Consider the following 14,373-nt stretch of genomic DNA (forward strand, 5'->3'; position numbering starts at 1 on the left):
AGATCGCCAGCAGGAAGGCTGGAGCGGGTGAAGGGAATCGAACCCTCGTCGTCAGCTTGGGAAGCTGCTGCTCTACCATTGAGCTACACCCGCGGCGTGGCATCACGCATATGGGAAGGCCGAGAGACGGTCAAGCAGGATCGCTTGGTTTGAGGCCTCACAAGGGGGCATTGCCCCCTCGCGGCTGCGCCGCTCTCCCCCAAGCAGAAATCCGAAAGGATTTCGCGTCGGGCGAAAGCAGAAATGCGAAGCATTTCGCGTAGCCGAAGGTATTTATCGACCAGAAGAAGAGGGGCGTGCGCCTTGCGGGATCAGGTCAGCGCCGCCTGCGGCGGGCGGTGCGGTCGGCGCTGCCGGCGTTGAAATTGACGTCCGGCAGATCGACGATTTTCAGCAGGTCCGGGAAGGCATCCGTCTTGTGCGGGATCGCGTTGGCGTTCACGAAATGCTCTTGGAACTTCGGGGCAATGGCGGTTTCCACCTTGGTGATCCGGGTCACGCCTTCCTCGACCTGCTTGCGCGCGGTGATGGAACACAGCGCCATGCGCGCGCCGGTACCTGCCGCATTCCCGGCCGAGGAGACGTGATCCAGCGGCGCGTCCGGGATCATGCCCAGCACCATCGCGTGCTTGGGAGAGATATGCGCACCGAACGCGCCCGCCAGAACGATACGGTCCACACGGTCTGCGCCGCGTTCGTCCATCAACAGGCGCGCGCCTGCGTAAAGCGCGGATTTGGCCAGCTGGATGGCGCGGATGTCGCCTTGGGTCACGGTGATCTTGGGCCCGCCGTCGGCGCTGCCGTCATGGATCAGGTACGCGTGGGTACGTCCTTCGGGCTGGCAGCGGTCGGTGCCGGTCTGATCTGCCGAGCCGATGAGGCCAGAGCCGTCGAGGATCCCGGCGGTGCGCATTTCCGCGACCGCTTCGATAATGCCAGACCCGCAGATGCCGGTGACGCCCGTTTTGGCAACGGCGGCGTCAAAACCATCCTCGTCCGACCAGAGGTCCACGCCGATCACGCGGAAGCGCGGGGTTTTGGTGGTGGGATCGATTTCCACCCGTTCGATGGCCCCGGGCGCGGCGCGCTGCCCCGAGGAGATCTGCGCGCCTTCAAACGCGGGTCCGGTGGGCGAGGAACAGGCCAACACTCGGCGTTTGTCGCCCAGCAGGATTTCCGCGTTGGTGCCCACGTCGATGACCAGCATCAGTTCGTCCGAAAGCTCGGGCGCGGTGGCCAGCGATACGGCGGCCGCGTCGGCCCCCACATGGCCCGCGATGCACGGCAGGATATAGGTCCGGGCGCGCGGGTTGATGGTGGTCAGGTCCAGATCAGAGGCGGGCAGGGACAGCGCCTCGCTAAGCGCGAGGGCAAAGGGCGCCTGACCCAGTTCGGTTGGATCGATGCCCAGCAGTAGATGGTGCATCACCGGGTTACAGACGATCACCGATTCCACGATTAGCTGCGGATCGATCCCGGCCTCTTCGGACAGCGCCTTGGCCAGATCGGCCAGCGCGTCGCGGACGGCGCGGGTCAGCTCGACCTCTCCACCCGGGTTCATCATGACATAGGACACACGGCTCATCAGGTCTTCGCCAAAGCGGATCTGCGGGTTCATCAGGCCCGAGGCGGCCTTGACCTCTCCGGTGTCCAGATCGGTCAGGTGGGCCGCGATGGTGGTGGAACCGAGGTCGATCGCCAGACCGTAAAGCCCAGCTTCATGCAGACCAGGCCAGACGTCCAGAACCAGAGGCGCAGCGCCGGTGTGATCGGCATAGACCGCGACCGTGATCTGCCATTTGCCCTTGCGCAACACGTCCTGCAGTTTGGCCAGCAGGGTTGGCGCGGCGGTAAGGCCCGCGAAATCCTGATCCGGCCATTGATCCTTGAGCGCCCGCGTCAGACGTTCGAAATCGCCCGAGGGTTCGTGCATGTCGGGCTCTTCCACCTCGACGAAATACAGCCGCGTTGCCGGGTCCATGACCATGGGGCGGGTGTCGGCGGATTTGCGGATGACCTGACGGTGCACCTGGCTTTCCGGTGGCACGTCCAGCACCACGTCGCCCTGAATGCAGGCCTGACAGCCCAGACGCCGCCCCTTGGTCAACCCGCGTTTGTCGTCGTAGCGCTGTTCGACCTTGTTCCAGTCCGACAGCGCGTCTTCGCGCACCGTGACGCCGTGCTTGGAAAATTCGCCAAAGGACGGGGTCACCTGACATTTGGAACAGATGCCGCGCCCGCCGCAGACGGAATCCAGATCGACACCCAGCTGCCGTGCAGCGGCCAGAACGGTGGTGCCGGGGGCGACGCGGCCGCGTTTGCCGGACGGGGTAAAGATCACAAGCGGTTGGTCGGACATCAAAGCCTCGGGGTCTTGGTCACTATGGATACGCGGCGCACGGGGGATCCCGGCGCCGTCGGGGGCAAGCTAGCCCGCCCGCAGCACTTGGCAAAGACTGCCAAACGACGCATTGCGGGCGGCTTGCGGCTTATTGGAAATTCACGTGCACCGCGTTGATCGCCTGCTGGTCGATCTCGGCCCCGGCGCGGCTGCGCACGTTTTCCGAAAACAGGCGATAGACGTCCTGCGCAACAGAGCTTTGCAGCTGCTGTTCCAGCGAATTGCGGGCCGCGGCCACATCGGGGTTTTCCATGTTCGGCGGCAGGATTTCCTCTAGCTTGAGGATCAGCACGGCACCAAACCCATCGACCATCGCGATCTCTCCGGTCTCCATCTGGAACGCCTTTTCGACGAATTCTTCCGGGGCACCAAGAACCGAGGATTGACGTGTCAGCGCCTCTTCGCTGTTCACCTCAAGCCCAAGCGACGCGAAATCAGCCGCTTCGCCCAGCTTGCCCATCATGTCTTCCGCGACGGCGCGCAGACGCTCCATCTGACGGCGGGTTTCCCAGATGCTGCGCACGCGGTCGCGCACCTCGGCAAAGGGGACAGGCTCGGGCGGCAGCACATCGTCCAGACGCATGGCATAGATGCCGCCATCGTCCAGCTGCATGATCTCGGGGTAGTCGTCGGCCGTCAGCGCGGCAGCAGCGGCGTCAAAGCCTTCGTAGGCGGCGATGCCTTCGGACTGACCCTCGGCCCAGTCCACATTGCCCAGCATCAGATCGGTTTCCGCTGCCAGATCTTCCAGCGTGGCGCCACCGGCCAGCAGGTCTTCGGCGGGTTCGGACATGTTCGTCACGATGCGGCGGGCGCGATCAAAGGCCAGTTCCTGACGCAGATCGGGCAGGGCCTCTTCATAGGTCGTCTCTTCTGCGGCCAGAACACCGTTTACCCGGAAGAACGCCGGACCAAGCGAGGTTTCGATCGGGCCGACCACATCGCCGGATTCTGCGGCAAAGACCTGCTCTCCGGCCTCGCCCAGATCGGCTTGGGTCACATCGCCAAGGTCCACGTCGCCAAGCGACAGACCGCGTTCTTCGACCAGACCTTCGAAGGTCATCGACCCGTTGTTCAACTGGTTCTGCGCCACTTCGGCCCGGCCCTGATCAGAATAGATCAGACGTTCCACCAAACGGCGTTCGGGGATGTTGTACTGGGCAGAGCGTGCTTCGTATTCTTGGCGCAGCAGCTCTTCGTCCAGCTCGACCTGATCGATGATCATTTCGGGCGTTAGCCAGGCGTAGGTAATCACCTTGCGTTCGGGCAGGGTGAAATCCTCGATCTGGTTTTCATACAGCGTCATCAGGTCTTCGTCCGATGGCTCGTACGAGTCGCCTTCCAACTGGGACGCATCCACGCGCACCCATGTCACCCGGCGGCGTTCGGCAAAATACGTCAGCACCGTATCCACGTAAGACGCGGGCAGGGCGGAGCCAGAGATCACAGCCCCCTGCAACAGCGTGCGGGCGGTTTCATCACGCAGGCCGCTTTCAAACTCGCTCTCGCTCATCCCCGTCTGGTCGATGGCAAAGCGATAGGCGTCGCGGTCGAACTGACCGTCCACACCCTGAAAGGCGGGGATCGTCTGGACCTGCTTGGCCAGCGTTTCGTCCCCGACAGACAGGCCGATGCGCGCGGCTTCGTCGTCCATGGCGGCATTAGTGACAAGCTGCGACAGCACGCGGCGATCCAGACCAAGCGCCTGCGCCTGTTCCAGAGACATGGGCGACCCGGTCTGCGCCTCGAAGGCGCGGATTTCGTTCTGAAGGGCGCGGGCGTATTCGTTCACGCCGATATCCTGATCGCCAACGGATCCGACGGACCGGACGTTGCCCGTAAAGCTGGTCGCGCCAAAGCCCCCCAGCCCGAGGATCAGTAGACCCATCAGAACCCACATCGCCGTCTTACCAGCCGTTTTGCCCGTCTTGCTTGCCATTCCTGCCGTTCCTTAACTTGCCGCCCCTGCGGCCTTTGGTCTGTGCATGTCTATTGGTCCGCGCCCCGGGGGGCAAGGGGCTGGGACAGGGGCTGACGGGATGGTTATTGGGGTTTGCGACTTGCGACCGACATAAGCGTTTAGGGTCGCGCCGGCCCGGGGGGGCGCGAAAGCGCCGCCGTCACGCCGGAGGCGTGCCATAACAATTCGGCGCACCTTTGGTGCGACGGGGGCGGGCCCCTCTGGGTGTTTGCCTGCAAACACCTGCCGGTCAATGCGGCGCTGCCCGGCGGAAACGCCGGGCGGAGCCTAAGTTCAATGTTCGGCAAAAAGGTCGGACATGCTGCTGGGGCTTATCCCCCAAACCCCGCCAACCGCTCAACAAACTGCCCGATCCCGGCCGCATCAAGGTTGGCAAAGGCCACCCGCATCTGACGCTGGCCGTCTGCATCGCCTTCGGGCGTGAACATCGTACCGGGCAGCATCAGGATCCCAGCTTCGCCCACCAGCCGTTGCGCGATCTGGTCCGACGGCGCGTCGAACGGATGGTCGAGATAGGCAAAGTAAGCGCCAGCCCCGCGCAAAAGCCAGCCCCGGTCCGCCAGCGGCGCAAAGCCGTCCCGGATGGCCCGACCGCGCGCCAGAATTTCGTCGCGTTCGCCGGCCAACCACTGGCCAAGGTTCTGCATCCCCCAAAGCGCCGCGAACTGCCCGATCTGCGCGGGGCAGATGGTGACGGTATCAAGGTATTTTTCCACCTCTGCCAACCGCTTGGGCGACGCGACCATGGCGCCGACGCGATGCCCAGTCAGCCGATACGCCTTGGAGAAACTGTACAATTGCACCAGCGTCTGGTCCCAGTCGGGGCGCGTGAACAGGTCATGCGGCGCGGCGCTGGAGGAATGGAAATCGCGGTAGGTCTCATCCAAAATCAAGGTGACCCCGCGCGCCTGACACAGGTCGAAAAACGCGCCGATCAGCGCGGGCGGATATTCCACGCCTGTCGGATTGTTGGGCGATACCAACGCGATAGCGCGGGTGCGGTCGGTGATGAGCGACGCCGCCGCCGCGACATCCGGCAACATCTGGTCATCTGTGGGCAAAGCCACCGCGCGGCCCCCGATCATGTCCAGCGCCATCTTGTGGTTAAAGTACCATGGCACCGGCAACAGCACCTCGTCCCCTTCGGCCAGCAGGGTGGCGATGGTGGCGCAGAACGCCTCGTTACAGCCAGAGGTGACGGCGACGCGGGACGCGCCGATCTCTCCACCATACGCTGTAAGCCACTGCGCCGCGATCTCTTCTCGCAACGCTGGCAGGCCAAGCACCGGCCCATACAAATGGGCCTGCGGCTCCTCCAACGCGATGCGCGCAATCTCTTGCCGCAGCGCCTCTGGCGGCGGATCCACCGGCGCGGCCTGAGAGACGTTGATCAGCTCCATCCCCGCGGGCAAAGACGCCTCGGCCAGCCAGCGGCGGGCCTCCATCACCGGGGGCGCAAAGGTCGTGGCGGTGCGCGGCGTGGCCATGATCACCGCTCCGGTATCAGGCCACGGGGGCTGAACCGCAGCACAAGAAGCATGATCAAACCCATTGTAAACAAACGCATAAACGCGACGCTATCCAACAGGTGATTTTTGAAATCCCCCTCGGGCAGCGGCGTCGTCACCTTGTCCATCAACCATGCGCCAATCGGTTCGACCTGCACCCAGAGGAACCAGATCAGCATCCCGCCCAATACGGCGCCAAAGTTGTTGCCCGACCCGCCGACGATCACCATCACCCAGATCAGGAAGGTAAAGCGCAGCGGCTGGTAGGTGCCGGGCACCAGCTGTCCGTCCAACGTGGTCATCATCGCGCCCGCAAGACCACAGATCGCGGACCCCAGAACAAAGATCTGCAAATGTCGCCGCGTGACGTCCTTGCCCATCGCTTCGGCCGCAGTTTCATTGTCGCGGATCGCGCGCACCATCCGGCCCCACGGCGACCGCAACGCCAATTGCATCAACAGGATAAGCACCAGCAACACGGCCGTGAACATCAGCGCATAGCCCAGCTTGACCGAAATGGTCGACGCCGTCACCGGATCCGCGAACCGTTCCGCAAAGCTGGCAGTTTCCTGCAATTCAATCGCCGTGGGCAGGGGCGACGGAATGCCGATCACGTTCTTCACACCGCGCGCCAGCCAGTCTTCGTTCTTCATCACGGCCAAGATGATCTCGGCGATGCCAAGCGTCGCAATAGCCAGGTAATCCGACCGCAGGCCAAGAGCCGTCTTGCCGATGATCCAGGCCGCACCCGCCGCCAGTACGCCGCCCACGGGCCACGCCAGAACGACAGGAATGCCCAGACCGCCAAGATTGCCCTGCAATGCGGGGTTCACGGCCTCGATCGCGTCGCGGGCTGGATCGAACAGCATCCGGTAAAATATGAACCCGGCCACCAGTACTGCCGCCACCAGCCAGCCCCGCGCCGGTACATCTTTGCGCCACAGCACAACCGCCGCCACGATCGACATCGCCGCCACAATCAGGGCCGAGATGACGCCGACCCCACCGGCACGCCAAGCATCACCCACAGGCGGCATCGCGGTCAGCGCCACGGCCAGTCCCCCAAGCGCCACGAACCCCATGACGCCCACGTTAAACAAGCCCGCAAAGCCCCACTGAAGGTTCACCCCCAATGCCATGATGGCCGAGATCAGCCCCATGTTGAGGATTTGCAGCGCAAGGTTCCAACTTTGCATCACGCCCGTCAGCACCAGCAGAACCGCCAGCAGGGCGAACAATCCAGCGTCGCGCAAGGTCATACGGATTTCCCCTTAAACAGGCCGGTCGGGCGGAACAGAAGCACCACCAGCAGGATCACAAAAGACACGGCGAATTTGTAATCGGTCGACAAAAGCTGGACCAAACCGTCCGGCTCCCATGCCTCGGGTACAGCGTAAGTCAGCACCTTTTTCCAGGCATAGGTGATCATCACCTCGGAAAACGCGATGACGAACCCGCCGACGATGGCCCCCAATGGGGACCCGAGGCCGCCGACAATCGCCGCCGCGAAGAAGGGCAGCAATAGCTGGAAATAGGTGAAAGGTTTGAAGGACTTGTCCAAACCATATAGCGTCCCCGCCAGCGTCGCCAGCGCGGCCACGATCAGCCAGGTGACCATGACGACCTTTTCCGGGTTGATGCCCGACAGCAGCGCCAGATCCTCGTTATCCGAATAGGCGCGCATGGATTTGCCCGTCCGCGTCTTGTTCAGGAACCAGAACAGCAGCGCCACGGCGATGATCGCAATCACCAAGGTCAGCGCCTGACCCGTCTTGATCGCCAACCCTTCGTCGAGGCCCGTCATTTCCTTGAACGTCCGGGCCGAGATCAGGAACCGTTCGCCATCGGCAAAGCGCTGATCGTCCGGGCCAATAATAAAGCGGACCAAACCGTTGGTCACGAACATCACGCCCATCGACACGATCACCAGCACGACAGGCTTCACCTTCTGCGCGCGGTAGAACTTATAGACGTATTTGTCGGTCAGCAGCACCAATCCCATGCAGATCACGATGCCAAAGGGCAGGGCCAGCAGGGCGGTCGGCAGCGGACCAAGCGACAGCCCCCAAGATTGGAACAGCCACGTGAACAGCACCACCGCCATAGTGCCAAAGGCCATCGTGTCGCCGTGGGCAAAGTTGGAAAACCGCAGAATGCCATAGATCAGCGTGACGCCCAAAGCGCCAAGCGCAAGCTGCGCGCCATAGGCGATCGCCGGGACCAGAACGAAATTCGATAGCGCGACCAGTGCGTTAATCAGATCCATCAGCCGACCTTTTCACAAGTGCCAAGGTAATTGATCGCCTGCGGCCCGTCCGTGATATGCGCCGTAAATCGCGCCTCGGACCCGCTGGCCGACAGCAGATACACAGCCCCGTCCGAGGTAACGAACACCGTCAGCCGGTCTTCTTCGTCGCGAATGGCAAGGATCGGGAAGGTGCCGAAATCGGTGGCGATCTTTTCTTCATCACCGCGCACCTCAACGGCGAAGTTGCTTGTCGCACAGGCTTCGTCTTCGTAGCATTCGGTGTTGAAATTGCAGGAATAATCCGTGGCAAGCGTCAGGGACGGCATCAGAACCACGATCAAACTCAGGATCAAACGCGTCATAGGATCACCATGCAATTCATAAATATTAATTTTGAATCAACGGCATATGTGTCGTTCTTGATGTCCTGCATCAGACCGATTGCAGTGTCTTCACTGGTCAGGGTCAGCGTGTAGCGCGCGCCATTGCCTTCGTCCCAGACAAAGGGGCCAGCGCGGCTCGGCGCTGTGGCCTCATAGGTCTCTTCCATCGCGGTTACACTGTAAGTCCCGGCGCCATCCGCATCGATGCTGACGGGCGCCAGTTCAAACTGCACCGGCACATCCGCCGCCACGCAGGTGCCATCCACATCACAGCGTGACGTGACCTGACAATCCATGACCATCCGCGCCCCTTCGGCCAGCGCGGAAAAGGGAAGCAACATCAGAAGGATAGAAAGTATCCGCATCATCCCCCCAGAAAGCTTGCGCGCACTTCGGGATCGGCCAGCAGCGATTTGCCCGTGCCCGTATGCGCATTGGCCCCTTGCACCAGCACATAGGCCCGATCCGCAATCTCCAGCGCCTGACGCGCGTTCTGTTCGACCATCAGCACAGGCAGCCCCGTGCGGGCGATTTCGATAATCCGGTCAAACAGCTCGTCCATCACGATCGGGCTGACCCCGGCCGTCGGTTCATCCAGCATCAGCACCTTGGGTTGGGTCATCAGCGCGCGGCCAACGGCCACCTGCTGACGCTGACCGCCGGACAATTCGCCAGCCGCCTGATGCCGCTTGTCCTTCAGGATGGGGAAAAGGTCGTAAACCTGCGCCATCGTTGAAGAAAAATCGTCGTCGCGGATAAAGGCACCCATCTCTAGGTTCTCTTCCACGCTCATCGACGGAAAGATGTTGTTCACCTGCGGCACAAACCCCATGCCACGCTTGACCCGGTCCTGCGGGCTTAGCGTGGAAATGTCGTCCCCGTCCAGCATCACCCGGCCAGAGCGGACGTCCAGCATCCCGAACATCGCCTTCATCGCCGTGGACTTGCCCGCGCCGTTAGGGCCCACGATCACCGCGATCTGCCCCGGATCGACGGAAATCGTGCATTCATGCAGGATATCCGGCCCCCGGCCATAGCCGCCGGTCATGGCCTCACCAATCAGGAACGGCTCAGACATGCAGCCCTCCCGCATTCATCTTTCCGGAAATACTCCCGCCGGAGGCATCCAACACATCAATCTGCACTGGCGGTCTCCTTGTTCTTCAGGCCCGTGCCCAGATAGGCTTCGATCACCTGCTCATTCGCCTTGATCTCGGCCAGTGTGCCCTGGGCCAGTACTTTACCCTCGGCCATACAGATGACCGGGTCGCAAAGTTTCTCAATGAAATCCATGTCATGCTCGATCACGACAAAGGTATAGCCGCGTTCGCGGTTCAGCCGCAGGATCGCATCGGCAATGGTCATCAGCAGGGTGCGGTTCACGCCTGCGCCGACCTCGTCCAGGAACACGATCTTGGCGTCGACCATCATGGTGCGGCCTAGTTCCAGCAGCTTTTTCTGCCCGCCGGACAGGTTCCCGGCCTTCTCATCCGCAAGGTGAGAGATCGTCAGGAACTCCAGCACCTCATCAGCCTTACGCTGTAATTCCGCCTCTTCCTGCGCGATCTGGCCGCGCTTGAACCACGCGTTCCACAGCGTCTCTCCGGTCTGGCCACCGGGGACCATCATCAGGTTTTCCCGCACGGTCATGGAATGGAACTCATGCGCGATCTGGAAGGTGCGCAGCAGGCCCTTGTGAAACAGCTCATGCGGGGGCAGGCCGGTGATGTCCTCTCCGCCCATCGTGACCTTGCCCGAGGTCGGCGGCAGCAGACCGGCGATCACGTTGAACAACGTCGTCTTGCCCGCACCATTGGGGCCGATCAAGCCGGTGATGGATCCCTCGGCGATCTCAAGGCTGGCCCCGTCAACAGCGCGGAAGCCCCCGAAATGTTTGTGAATATCGTCTACGACGATCATATCCGTCCCCCTAAGGTCGCCCATGTTCCTGCGCTGACCTCAAATCAAAAGCGGCCCGGTTCTGCGCCGGGCCGCCCATGCTTTCAAGCTGTCCTTAACGGTAGCCGACCGTGGTCATCTTACCGTCTTCGAACTTGATCTCGCGGTAGGAGCCAGAGGCTTCACCGGGGCCGATCAGTTCGACGTTGGTCGCGCCGACGTAGTCGATGTCGGTGCCGTTTGCCAGCAGTTCCAGCGCCTTAGCCAGTTCGCCGGGATAGATCTTCTCACCCGGAGCGTTGGCGACTTCTTCGACCTTCATCTTGTATTCCGACGGATCGGTGGAGCCTGCCGCCTGCATGGCCAGCATGATCAGCGATGCCGCGTCATAGCTTTCGCCGGTGTAGGGGCCGGTCGGGTCGAACGCATCGCCAACCAGTTCGGCAAAGCGGGCTGCACCCGGGCTATCGGTGCCGGGCACCTGACCGGTGGAGCCGTCAAGCTCGGTCCCGAAGTTCTCTTCCAGCGCAGAGCCGATCATGCCATCGGGCAGGTGGAAACGGTCGAACGCGCCGGTGTCCAATGCGCCACGGATGATGCCAGCACCACCTTGGTCGACGTAGCCCGCCACAACCAGCAGGTCACCACCGGCGGATGCCAGTGCGCCCACTTCGGCGGAATAGTCGGCTTTGCCGTCTTCGTGCGCGGCGGAAATGGTGACTTCACCACCAGCGGCTTCGTACGCCTGCTGGAAGCTGTCTGCCAGACCCTTGCCGTAGTCGTTGTTGGTGTAGGTCAGGGCCACGGACTTCACGCCCATGTCCATCAGCGCTTCGGTCATCACGACACCCTGACGGGCATCGGACGGCGCGGTGCGGAAGAACAACCCGTTGTCTTCGGCTTCCGACAGACCCGGAGAGGTCGCGGAGGGCGAAATCATCACCATGCCGTTCGGCACAGCTGCGTTGGTCAGGATCGCGCCGGTCACGCCGGAACAATCTGCGCCCATGATGCCTTTGACACCTTCGGCGGTGATCAGGCGTTCGGCCGCTGCGGTCGCTGCACCCGCGTCAACGCAGGTCGAGTCGGCCCGCACGGGCGTCACGGTTGCGCCGCCCATCAGTGCGCCGCTTTCGGACACTTCGGACATGGCCAGTTCGGCGCTTGCCGCCATCGAGGGCGTCAGCGATTCAATCGGGCCGGTAAAGCCGAGGATGATCCCCAGTTTCACTTCGCTTGCGTGGCTTTCTGCGTGGGCTGCGGCAGTCAGCGCCGTCAGCGCTGCACCGGCCAGTAGAAGCTTTTTCATATTATAGTCTCCCTGTTTGGACTTTGGTCCTGCGCGCGATGCTATGCGCGGCTGCGGAAAAAGAAAAGTGGTGACAAGCAAGGTTGCGGTTGCGTCAATCGCCCCTAGCTTTTTCCCATGCTGAAAGGAGCTTCCATGTCCCGTTTCCTGATCTCTGCCCTTGCCGCCGTGTCCCTGTCCCCGGCCTTTATGACCCCTGCCGTAGCGCTGGAGAGTTCCGCCGGAACGCTGCAGGTCGATACGATGATCAGCGGGCTACGCGGCCCATGGGCGCTGGCCTTCCTGCCGGACGGTGGGTTTCTGGTGACGGAAAAGCAGGGGCGCCTGCTGTTGGTTCGGGGCGGTCAGGCGGTGTCGGTAGGCGGTCTGCCTGACATCTATGTCGAAGGTCAGGGCGGGCTGCTGGACGTCATGGTGCCGCGCGATTTCGCAACCAGCCGAGAGATCTTTCTGACCCATGCCGTATCTCAGGGCCGCAGCGCCGGAACCGCGCTGACCCGCGCCGTGTTGGATATCGATGCCGCGCAACTGACTGACGTGGAACAGGTTTTCCAGATGGTGACCGATAGCCGGGGCGGGCGGCACTTTGGGTCCCGGTTGGTTGAAGGGCCTCAGGGTCATATCTTTATGACGATGGGCGAACGCGGCGACCGGCCCGCCGCCCAAGACCTGTCGCGCCACAACGGCACGGTCGTCCGTCTGAACCGCGACGGATCCGTGCCATCGGACAATCCCTTTGTCGGCGTGAATGGCGCGCAGCCCGAAATCTGGAGCTATGGCCACCGCAACCCACAGGGCGCGGCGATGGATGCCAGCGGTCAGCTATGGGTCAATGAACACGGCGCACGCGGCGGGGATGAGGTGAACCGGGTCAGGAAAGGTGCCAACTACGGCTGGCCGGTGATCGCCTATGGGCGGCATTATTCGGGCCTCAAGATCGGTGAAGGCCAGCAGAAAGACGGGATGGAGCAGCCAGCGTTTTATTGGGATCCGTCCATCGCGCCATCGGGAATGACGTTTTATTCCGGCACCTTAGGGGATTGGAGTGGAGACGCCTTCGTAGGATCGCTGAAGTTCGACTACATCGCGCGGCTGGAAGGCGACACCATGGCCGAGGTCGAGCAGCTGAAATCCCCCGAAACGGTCCGTGTCCGCGACGTTCGGACCGGGCCTGACGGCGGGCTGTGGTTCATTTCCGAAGGAAACGGTGCGGTGTATCGGGTGAATCAGTAGGTAAATCAGTTGCTTACGTATAGAAATTAATCTTTCAGAAACGTGCTGACGCAGGGCTTTAACTCAGCCAAGATTACAGCGTATGTCGCAGCCGTTTTAAGCCAAATTCGGCGCCGCAAATCTCAGAGCATTGAAACACAACAATAAACCCCGGTCGCCAGTGGCGCCGGGGTTTACCGATCCGCCCCGTGAGGCGGACAACCAACTTACAGCGTCAGGCTTTCTTGCGACGACCACCACGGCTGCGGCCCGGACCTTTGTCGTCGCCCGTCCCGTCAGAAGCCGAGGAGAAGCCGCCCAGCACTTCGGCAATCTTTTCCAGCGACGGACGCTCGCCACGCGGACGCTCTTCCAAGGCTTTGTGCATGGATTCAAGGTGTTCCGGCATCGTGCCACAGCAGCCACCGATGATCGTCGCGCCACAATCGCGCGCCATCACAGCGTATTCGCCCATCAGTTCCGGCGTGCCATCGTAATGGATGTGGCCGTCTTCATATTTGGGGATGCCCGCGTTGCCTTTGGCAATGATTGGACGTTCAACACCCTGCGCGGCAAAGCCTAGAACGGTGCGCAGCAGGTCGGACGCGCCGACGCCGCAGTTCGCGCCATAGGCCAGCGGCGGGTTGTCCAGCTTTTCGACCATGGCCACCATCGCCTCGGACGTGACGCCCATCATGGTGCGGCCTGCGGTGTCAAAGGACATGGTCCCGCACCACGGCATGTCGGCCAGTTTGAACGCCTCCGCCGCGGCCTTGTATTCTTCGGGGGCCGAGATGGTTTCCAGCCACAGCACATCCGCGCCGCCTTCTTTCAGACCCTCGGCCTGTTCGTGGAACATTTCAACCGCCAGCTCATGCGTCAGCGATCCCATGGGGGCCATGATATCGCCCGTCGGACCAACGGAGCCCGCCACAACCACGGTACGGCCCGAAGCATCCGCAACCTCGCGGCCCAGTTCAGCGGCCAGACGGTTCAATTCTCGCACTCGGTCCTGCGCATTGTGCAGTTTCAGGCGCGATGCGTTGCCACCGAACGAGTTGGTCAGGAAGATATCGCTGCCCGCATCCACGGCGAAGGAGTAGAGCTTTTTGATCTTCTCCGGCTCGTCCACGTTCCACAGTTCCGGCGGCTCTCCCGAGGACAGGCCCATGTTGAACAGGTTGGTGCCAGTCGCGCCATCGGCCATCAGCCAATCGCGGGACGCGAGGAGTTTCGAAAGGGCGTCGGACATGTTTCCTCCGGGGGTACAAATACGTTGCGCACCGCATACCTGTTGAGCATGGCGGATGGAAGGGGGCGTCGGGTCGCGCTTGCGCCGGGGTTACGAGGGTAGGGCAGCGTCCGGCCCCAGTGCGGCCCTAGCAGCTGCGGTTCATTTATAGCCGTGGCACACCGAGAATAGGTCCCGCCC

The 14,373-nt window shown here is 62.2% G+C and carries 12 protein-coding genes and 1 tRNA gene; 1 reads left to right on the forward strand and 12 read right to left on the reverse strand.

Going from position 1 to position 14,373, the window contains the following annotated elements:
- Positions 1 to 19: 19 nt before the first annotated feature.
- From ACI3GR_RS06520 to ACI3GR_RS06570, 11 genes are all read right to left on the reverse strand, one after another.
- A tRNA-Gly gene (locus tag ACI3GR_RS06520) sits at positions 20 to 93 on the reverse strand.
- 223 nt (positions 94 to 316) lie between these two features.
- Entirely contained in the window at positions 317 to 2,359 is a 2,043-nt protein-coding gene (locus tag ACI3GR_RS06525) for an ASKHA domain-containing protein (protein ID WP_407493271.1), read from the reverse strand.
- Positions 2,360 to 2,489: 130 nt separating this feature from the next.
- On the reverse strand, positions 2,490 to 4,340 hold the full coding sequence (locus ACI3GR_RS06530) for a peptidylprolyl isomerase (protein WP_407493272.1): 1,851 nt from the start codon (positions 4,338 to 4,340) through the stop codon (positions 2,490 to 2,492).
- A gap of 353 nt (positions 4,341 to 4,693) precedes the next feature.
- Positions 4,694 to 5,869 carry an aminotransferase gene (locus tag ACI3GR_RS06535; RefSeq protein WP_407493273.1) on the reverse strand — a complete coding sequence of 392 codons (1,176 nt, stop codon included), beginning with the start codon at positions 5,867 to 5,869 and terminating at the stop codon, positions 4,694 to 4,696.
- Positions 5,870 to 5,871: 2 nt separating this feature from the next.
- Complete coding sequence (locus ACI3GR_RS06540) at positions 5,872 to 7,149, reverse strand: branched-chain amino acid ABC transporter permease (RefSeq protein ID WP_407493274.1); 1,278 nt, start codon at positions 7,147 to 7,149, stop codon at positions 5,872 to 5,874.
- Positions 7,146 to 8,156: a branched-chain amino acid ABC transporter permease gene (locus ACI3GR_RS06545; RefSeq protein WP_407493275.1), complete on the reverse strand. Its 1,011-nt coding sequence runs from the start codon at positions 8,154 to 8,156 to the stop codon at positions 7,146 to 7,148. Before ACI3GR_RS06545 ends, ACI3GR_RS06540 begins: the two co-directional genes overlap by 4 nt.
- On the reverse strand, positions 8,156 to 8,500 hold the full coding sequence (locus tag ACI3GR_RS06550) for a hypothetical protein (RefSeq protein WP_407493276.1): 345 nt from the start codon (positions 8,498 to 8,500) through the stop codon (positions 8,156 to 8,158). The genes ACI3GR_RS06545 and ACI3GR_RS06550 overlap by 1 nt, the downstream gene beginning before the upstream one ends.
- A complete protein-coding gene (locus ACI3GR_RS06555; RefSeq protein WP_407493277.1) occupies positions 8,497 to 8,886 on the reverse strand; it encodes a hypothetical protein in 390 nt (129 codons plus the stop codon). The genes ACI3GR_RS06550 and ACI3GR_RS06555 overlap by 4 nt, the downstream gene beginning before the upstream one ends.
- A complete protein-coding gene (locus ACI3GR_RS06560; RefSeq protein WP_407493278.1) occupies positions 8,886 to 9,599 on the reverse strand; it encodes an ABC transporter ATP-binding protein in 714 nt (237 codons plus the stop codon). Before ACI3GR_RS06560 ends, ACI3GR_RS06555 begins: the two co-directional genes overlap by 1 nt.
- 56 nt (positions 9,600 to 9,655) lie before the next feature.
- Positions 9,656 to 10,441 carry an ABC transporter ATP-binding protein gene (locus ACI3GR_RS06565; RefSeq protein WP_407493279.1) on the reverse strand — a complete coding sequence of 262 codons (786 nt, stop codon included), beginning with the start codon at positions 10,439 to 10,441 and terminating at the stop codon, positions 9,656 to 9,658.
- A gap of 94 nt (positions 10,442 to 10,535) precedes the next feature.
- Entirely contained in the window at positions 10,536 to 11,729 is a 1,194-nt protein-coding gene (locus tag ACI3GR_RS06570) for an ABC transporter substrate-binding protein (protein WP_407493280.1), read from the reverse strand.
- A gap of 135 nt (positions 11,730 to 11,864) precedes the next feature.
- Between ACI3GR_RS06570 and ACI3GR_RS06575 the strand changes: the two genes are divergently transcribed.
- Positions 11,865 to 12,962, forward strand: coding sequence for a PQQ-dependent sugar dehydrogenase (locus tag ACI3GR_RS06575; protein WP_407493281.1), 1,098 nt, complete (start codon positions 11,865 to 11,867; stop codon positions 12,960 to 12,962).
- A gap of 214 nt (positions 12,963 to 13,176) precedes the next feature.
- Here ACI3GR_RS06575 and bmt read toward each other — a convergent pair whose 3' ends face one another.
- On the reverse strand, positions 13,177 to 14,193 hold the full coding sequence (gene bmt, locus ACI3GR_RS06580) for a betaine--homocysteine S-methyltransferase (RefSeq protein ID WP_407493282.1): 1,017 nt from the start codon (positions 14,191 to 14,193) through the stop codon (positions 13,177 to 13,179).
- Positions 14,194 to 14,373 lie beyond the last annotated feature (180 nt).

The organism is Pseudooceanicola aestuariicola, assembly GCF_045763785.1.
Lineage (GTDB): Bacteria > Pseudomonadota > Alphaproteobacteria > Rhodobacterales > Rhodobacteraceae > Pseudooceanicola.

Excerpts from the sequence above, each read along its gene's own strand:
- ACI3GR_RS06525 (WP_407493271.1), bottom strand. The coding sequence starts at position 2,359 with ATGTCCGACCAACCGCTTGTGATCTTTACCCCGTCCGGCAAACGCGGC.
- ACI3GR_RS06530 (WP_407493272.1), bottom strand. The coding sequence starts at position 4,340 with ATGGCAAGCAAGACGGGCAAAACGGCTGGTAAGACGGCGATGTGGGTT.
- ACI3GR_RS06535 (WP_407493273.1), bottom strand. The coding sequence starts at position 5,869 with ATGGCCACGCCGCGCACCGCCACGACCTTTGCGCCCCCGGTGATGGAG.
- ACI3GR_RS06540 (WP_407493274.1), bottom strand. The coding sequence starts at position 7,149 with ATGACCTTGCGCGACGCTGGATTGTTCGCCCTGCTGGCGGTTCTGCTG.
- ACI3GR_RS06545 (WP_407493275.1), bottom strand. The coding sequence starts at position 8,156 with ATGGATCTGATTAACGCACTGGTCGCGCTATCGAATTTCGTTCTGGTC.
- ACI3GR_RS06550 (WP_407493276.1), bottom strand. The coding sequence starts at position 8,500 with ATGACGCGTTTGATCCTGAGTTTGATCGTGGTTCTGATGCCGTCCCTG.
- ACI3GR_RS06555 (WP_407493277.1), bottom strand. The coding sequence starts at position 8,886 with ATGCGGATACTTTCTATCCTTCTGATGTTGCTTCCCTTTTCCGCGCTG.
- ACI3GR_RS06560 (WP_407493278.1), bottom strand. The coding sequence starts at position 9,599 with ATGTCTGAGCCGTTCCTGATTGGTGAGGCCATGACCGGCGGCTATGGC.
- ACI3GR_RS06565 (WP_407493279.1), bottom strand. The coding sequence starts at position 10,441 with ATGATCGTCGTAGACGATATTCACAAACATTTCGGGGGCTTCCGCGCT.
- ACI3GR_RS06570 (WP_407493280.1), bottom strand. The coding sequence starts at position 11,729 with ATGAAAAAGCTTCTACTGGCCGGTGCAGCGCTGACGGCGCTGACTGCC.
- ACI3GR_RS06575 (WP_407493281.1), top strand. The coding sequence starts at position 11,865 with ATGTCCCGTTTCCTGATCTCTGCCCTTGCCGCCGTGTCCCTGTCCCCG.
- bmt (WP_407493282.1), bottom strand. The coding sequence starts at position 14,193 with ATGTCCGACGCCCTTTCGAAACTCCTCGCGTCCCGCGATTGGCTGATG.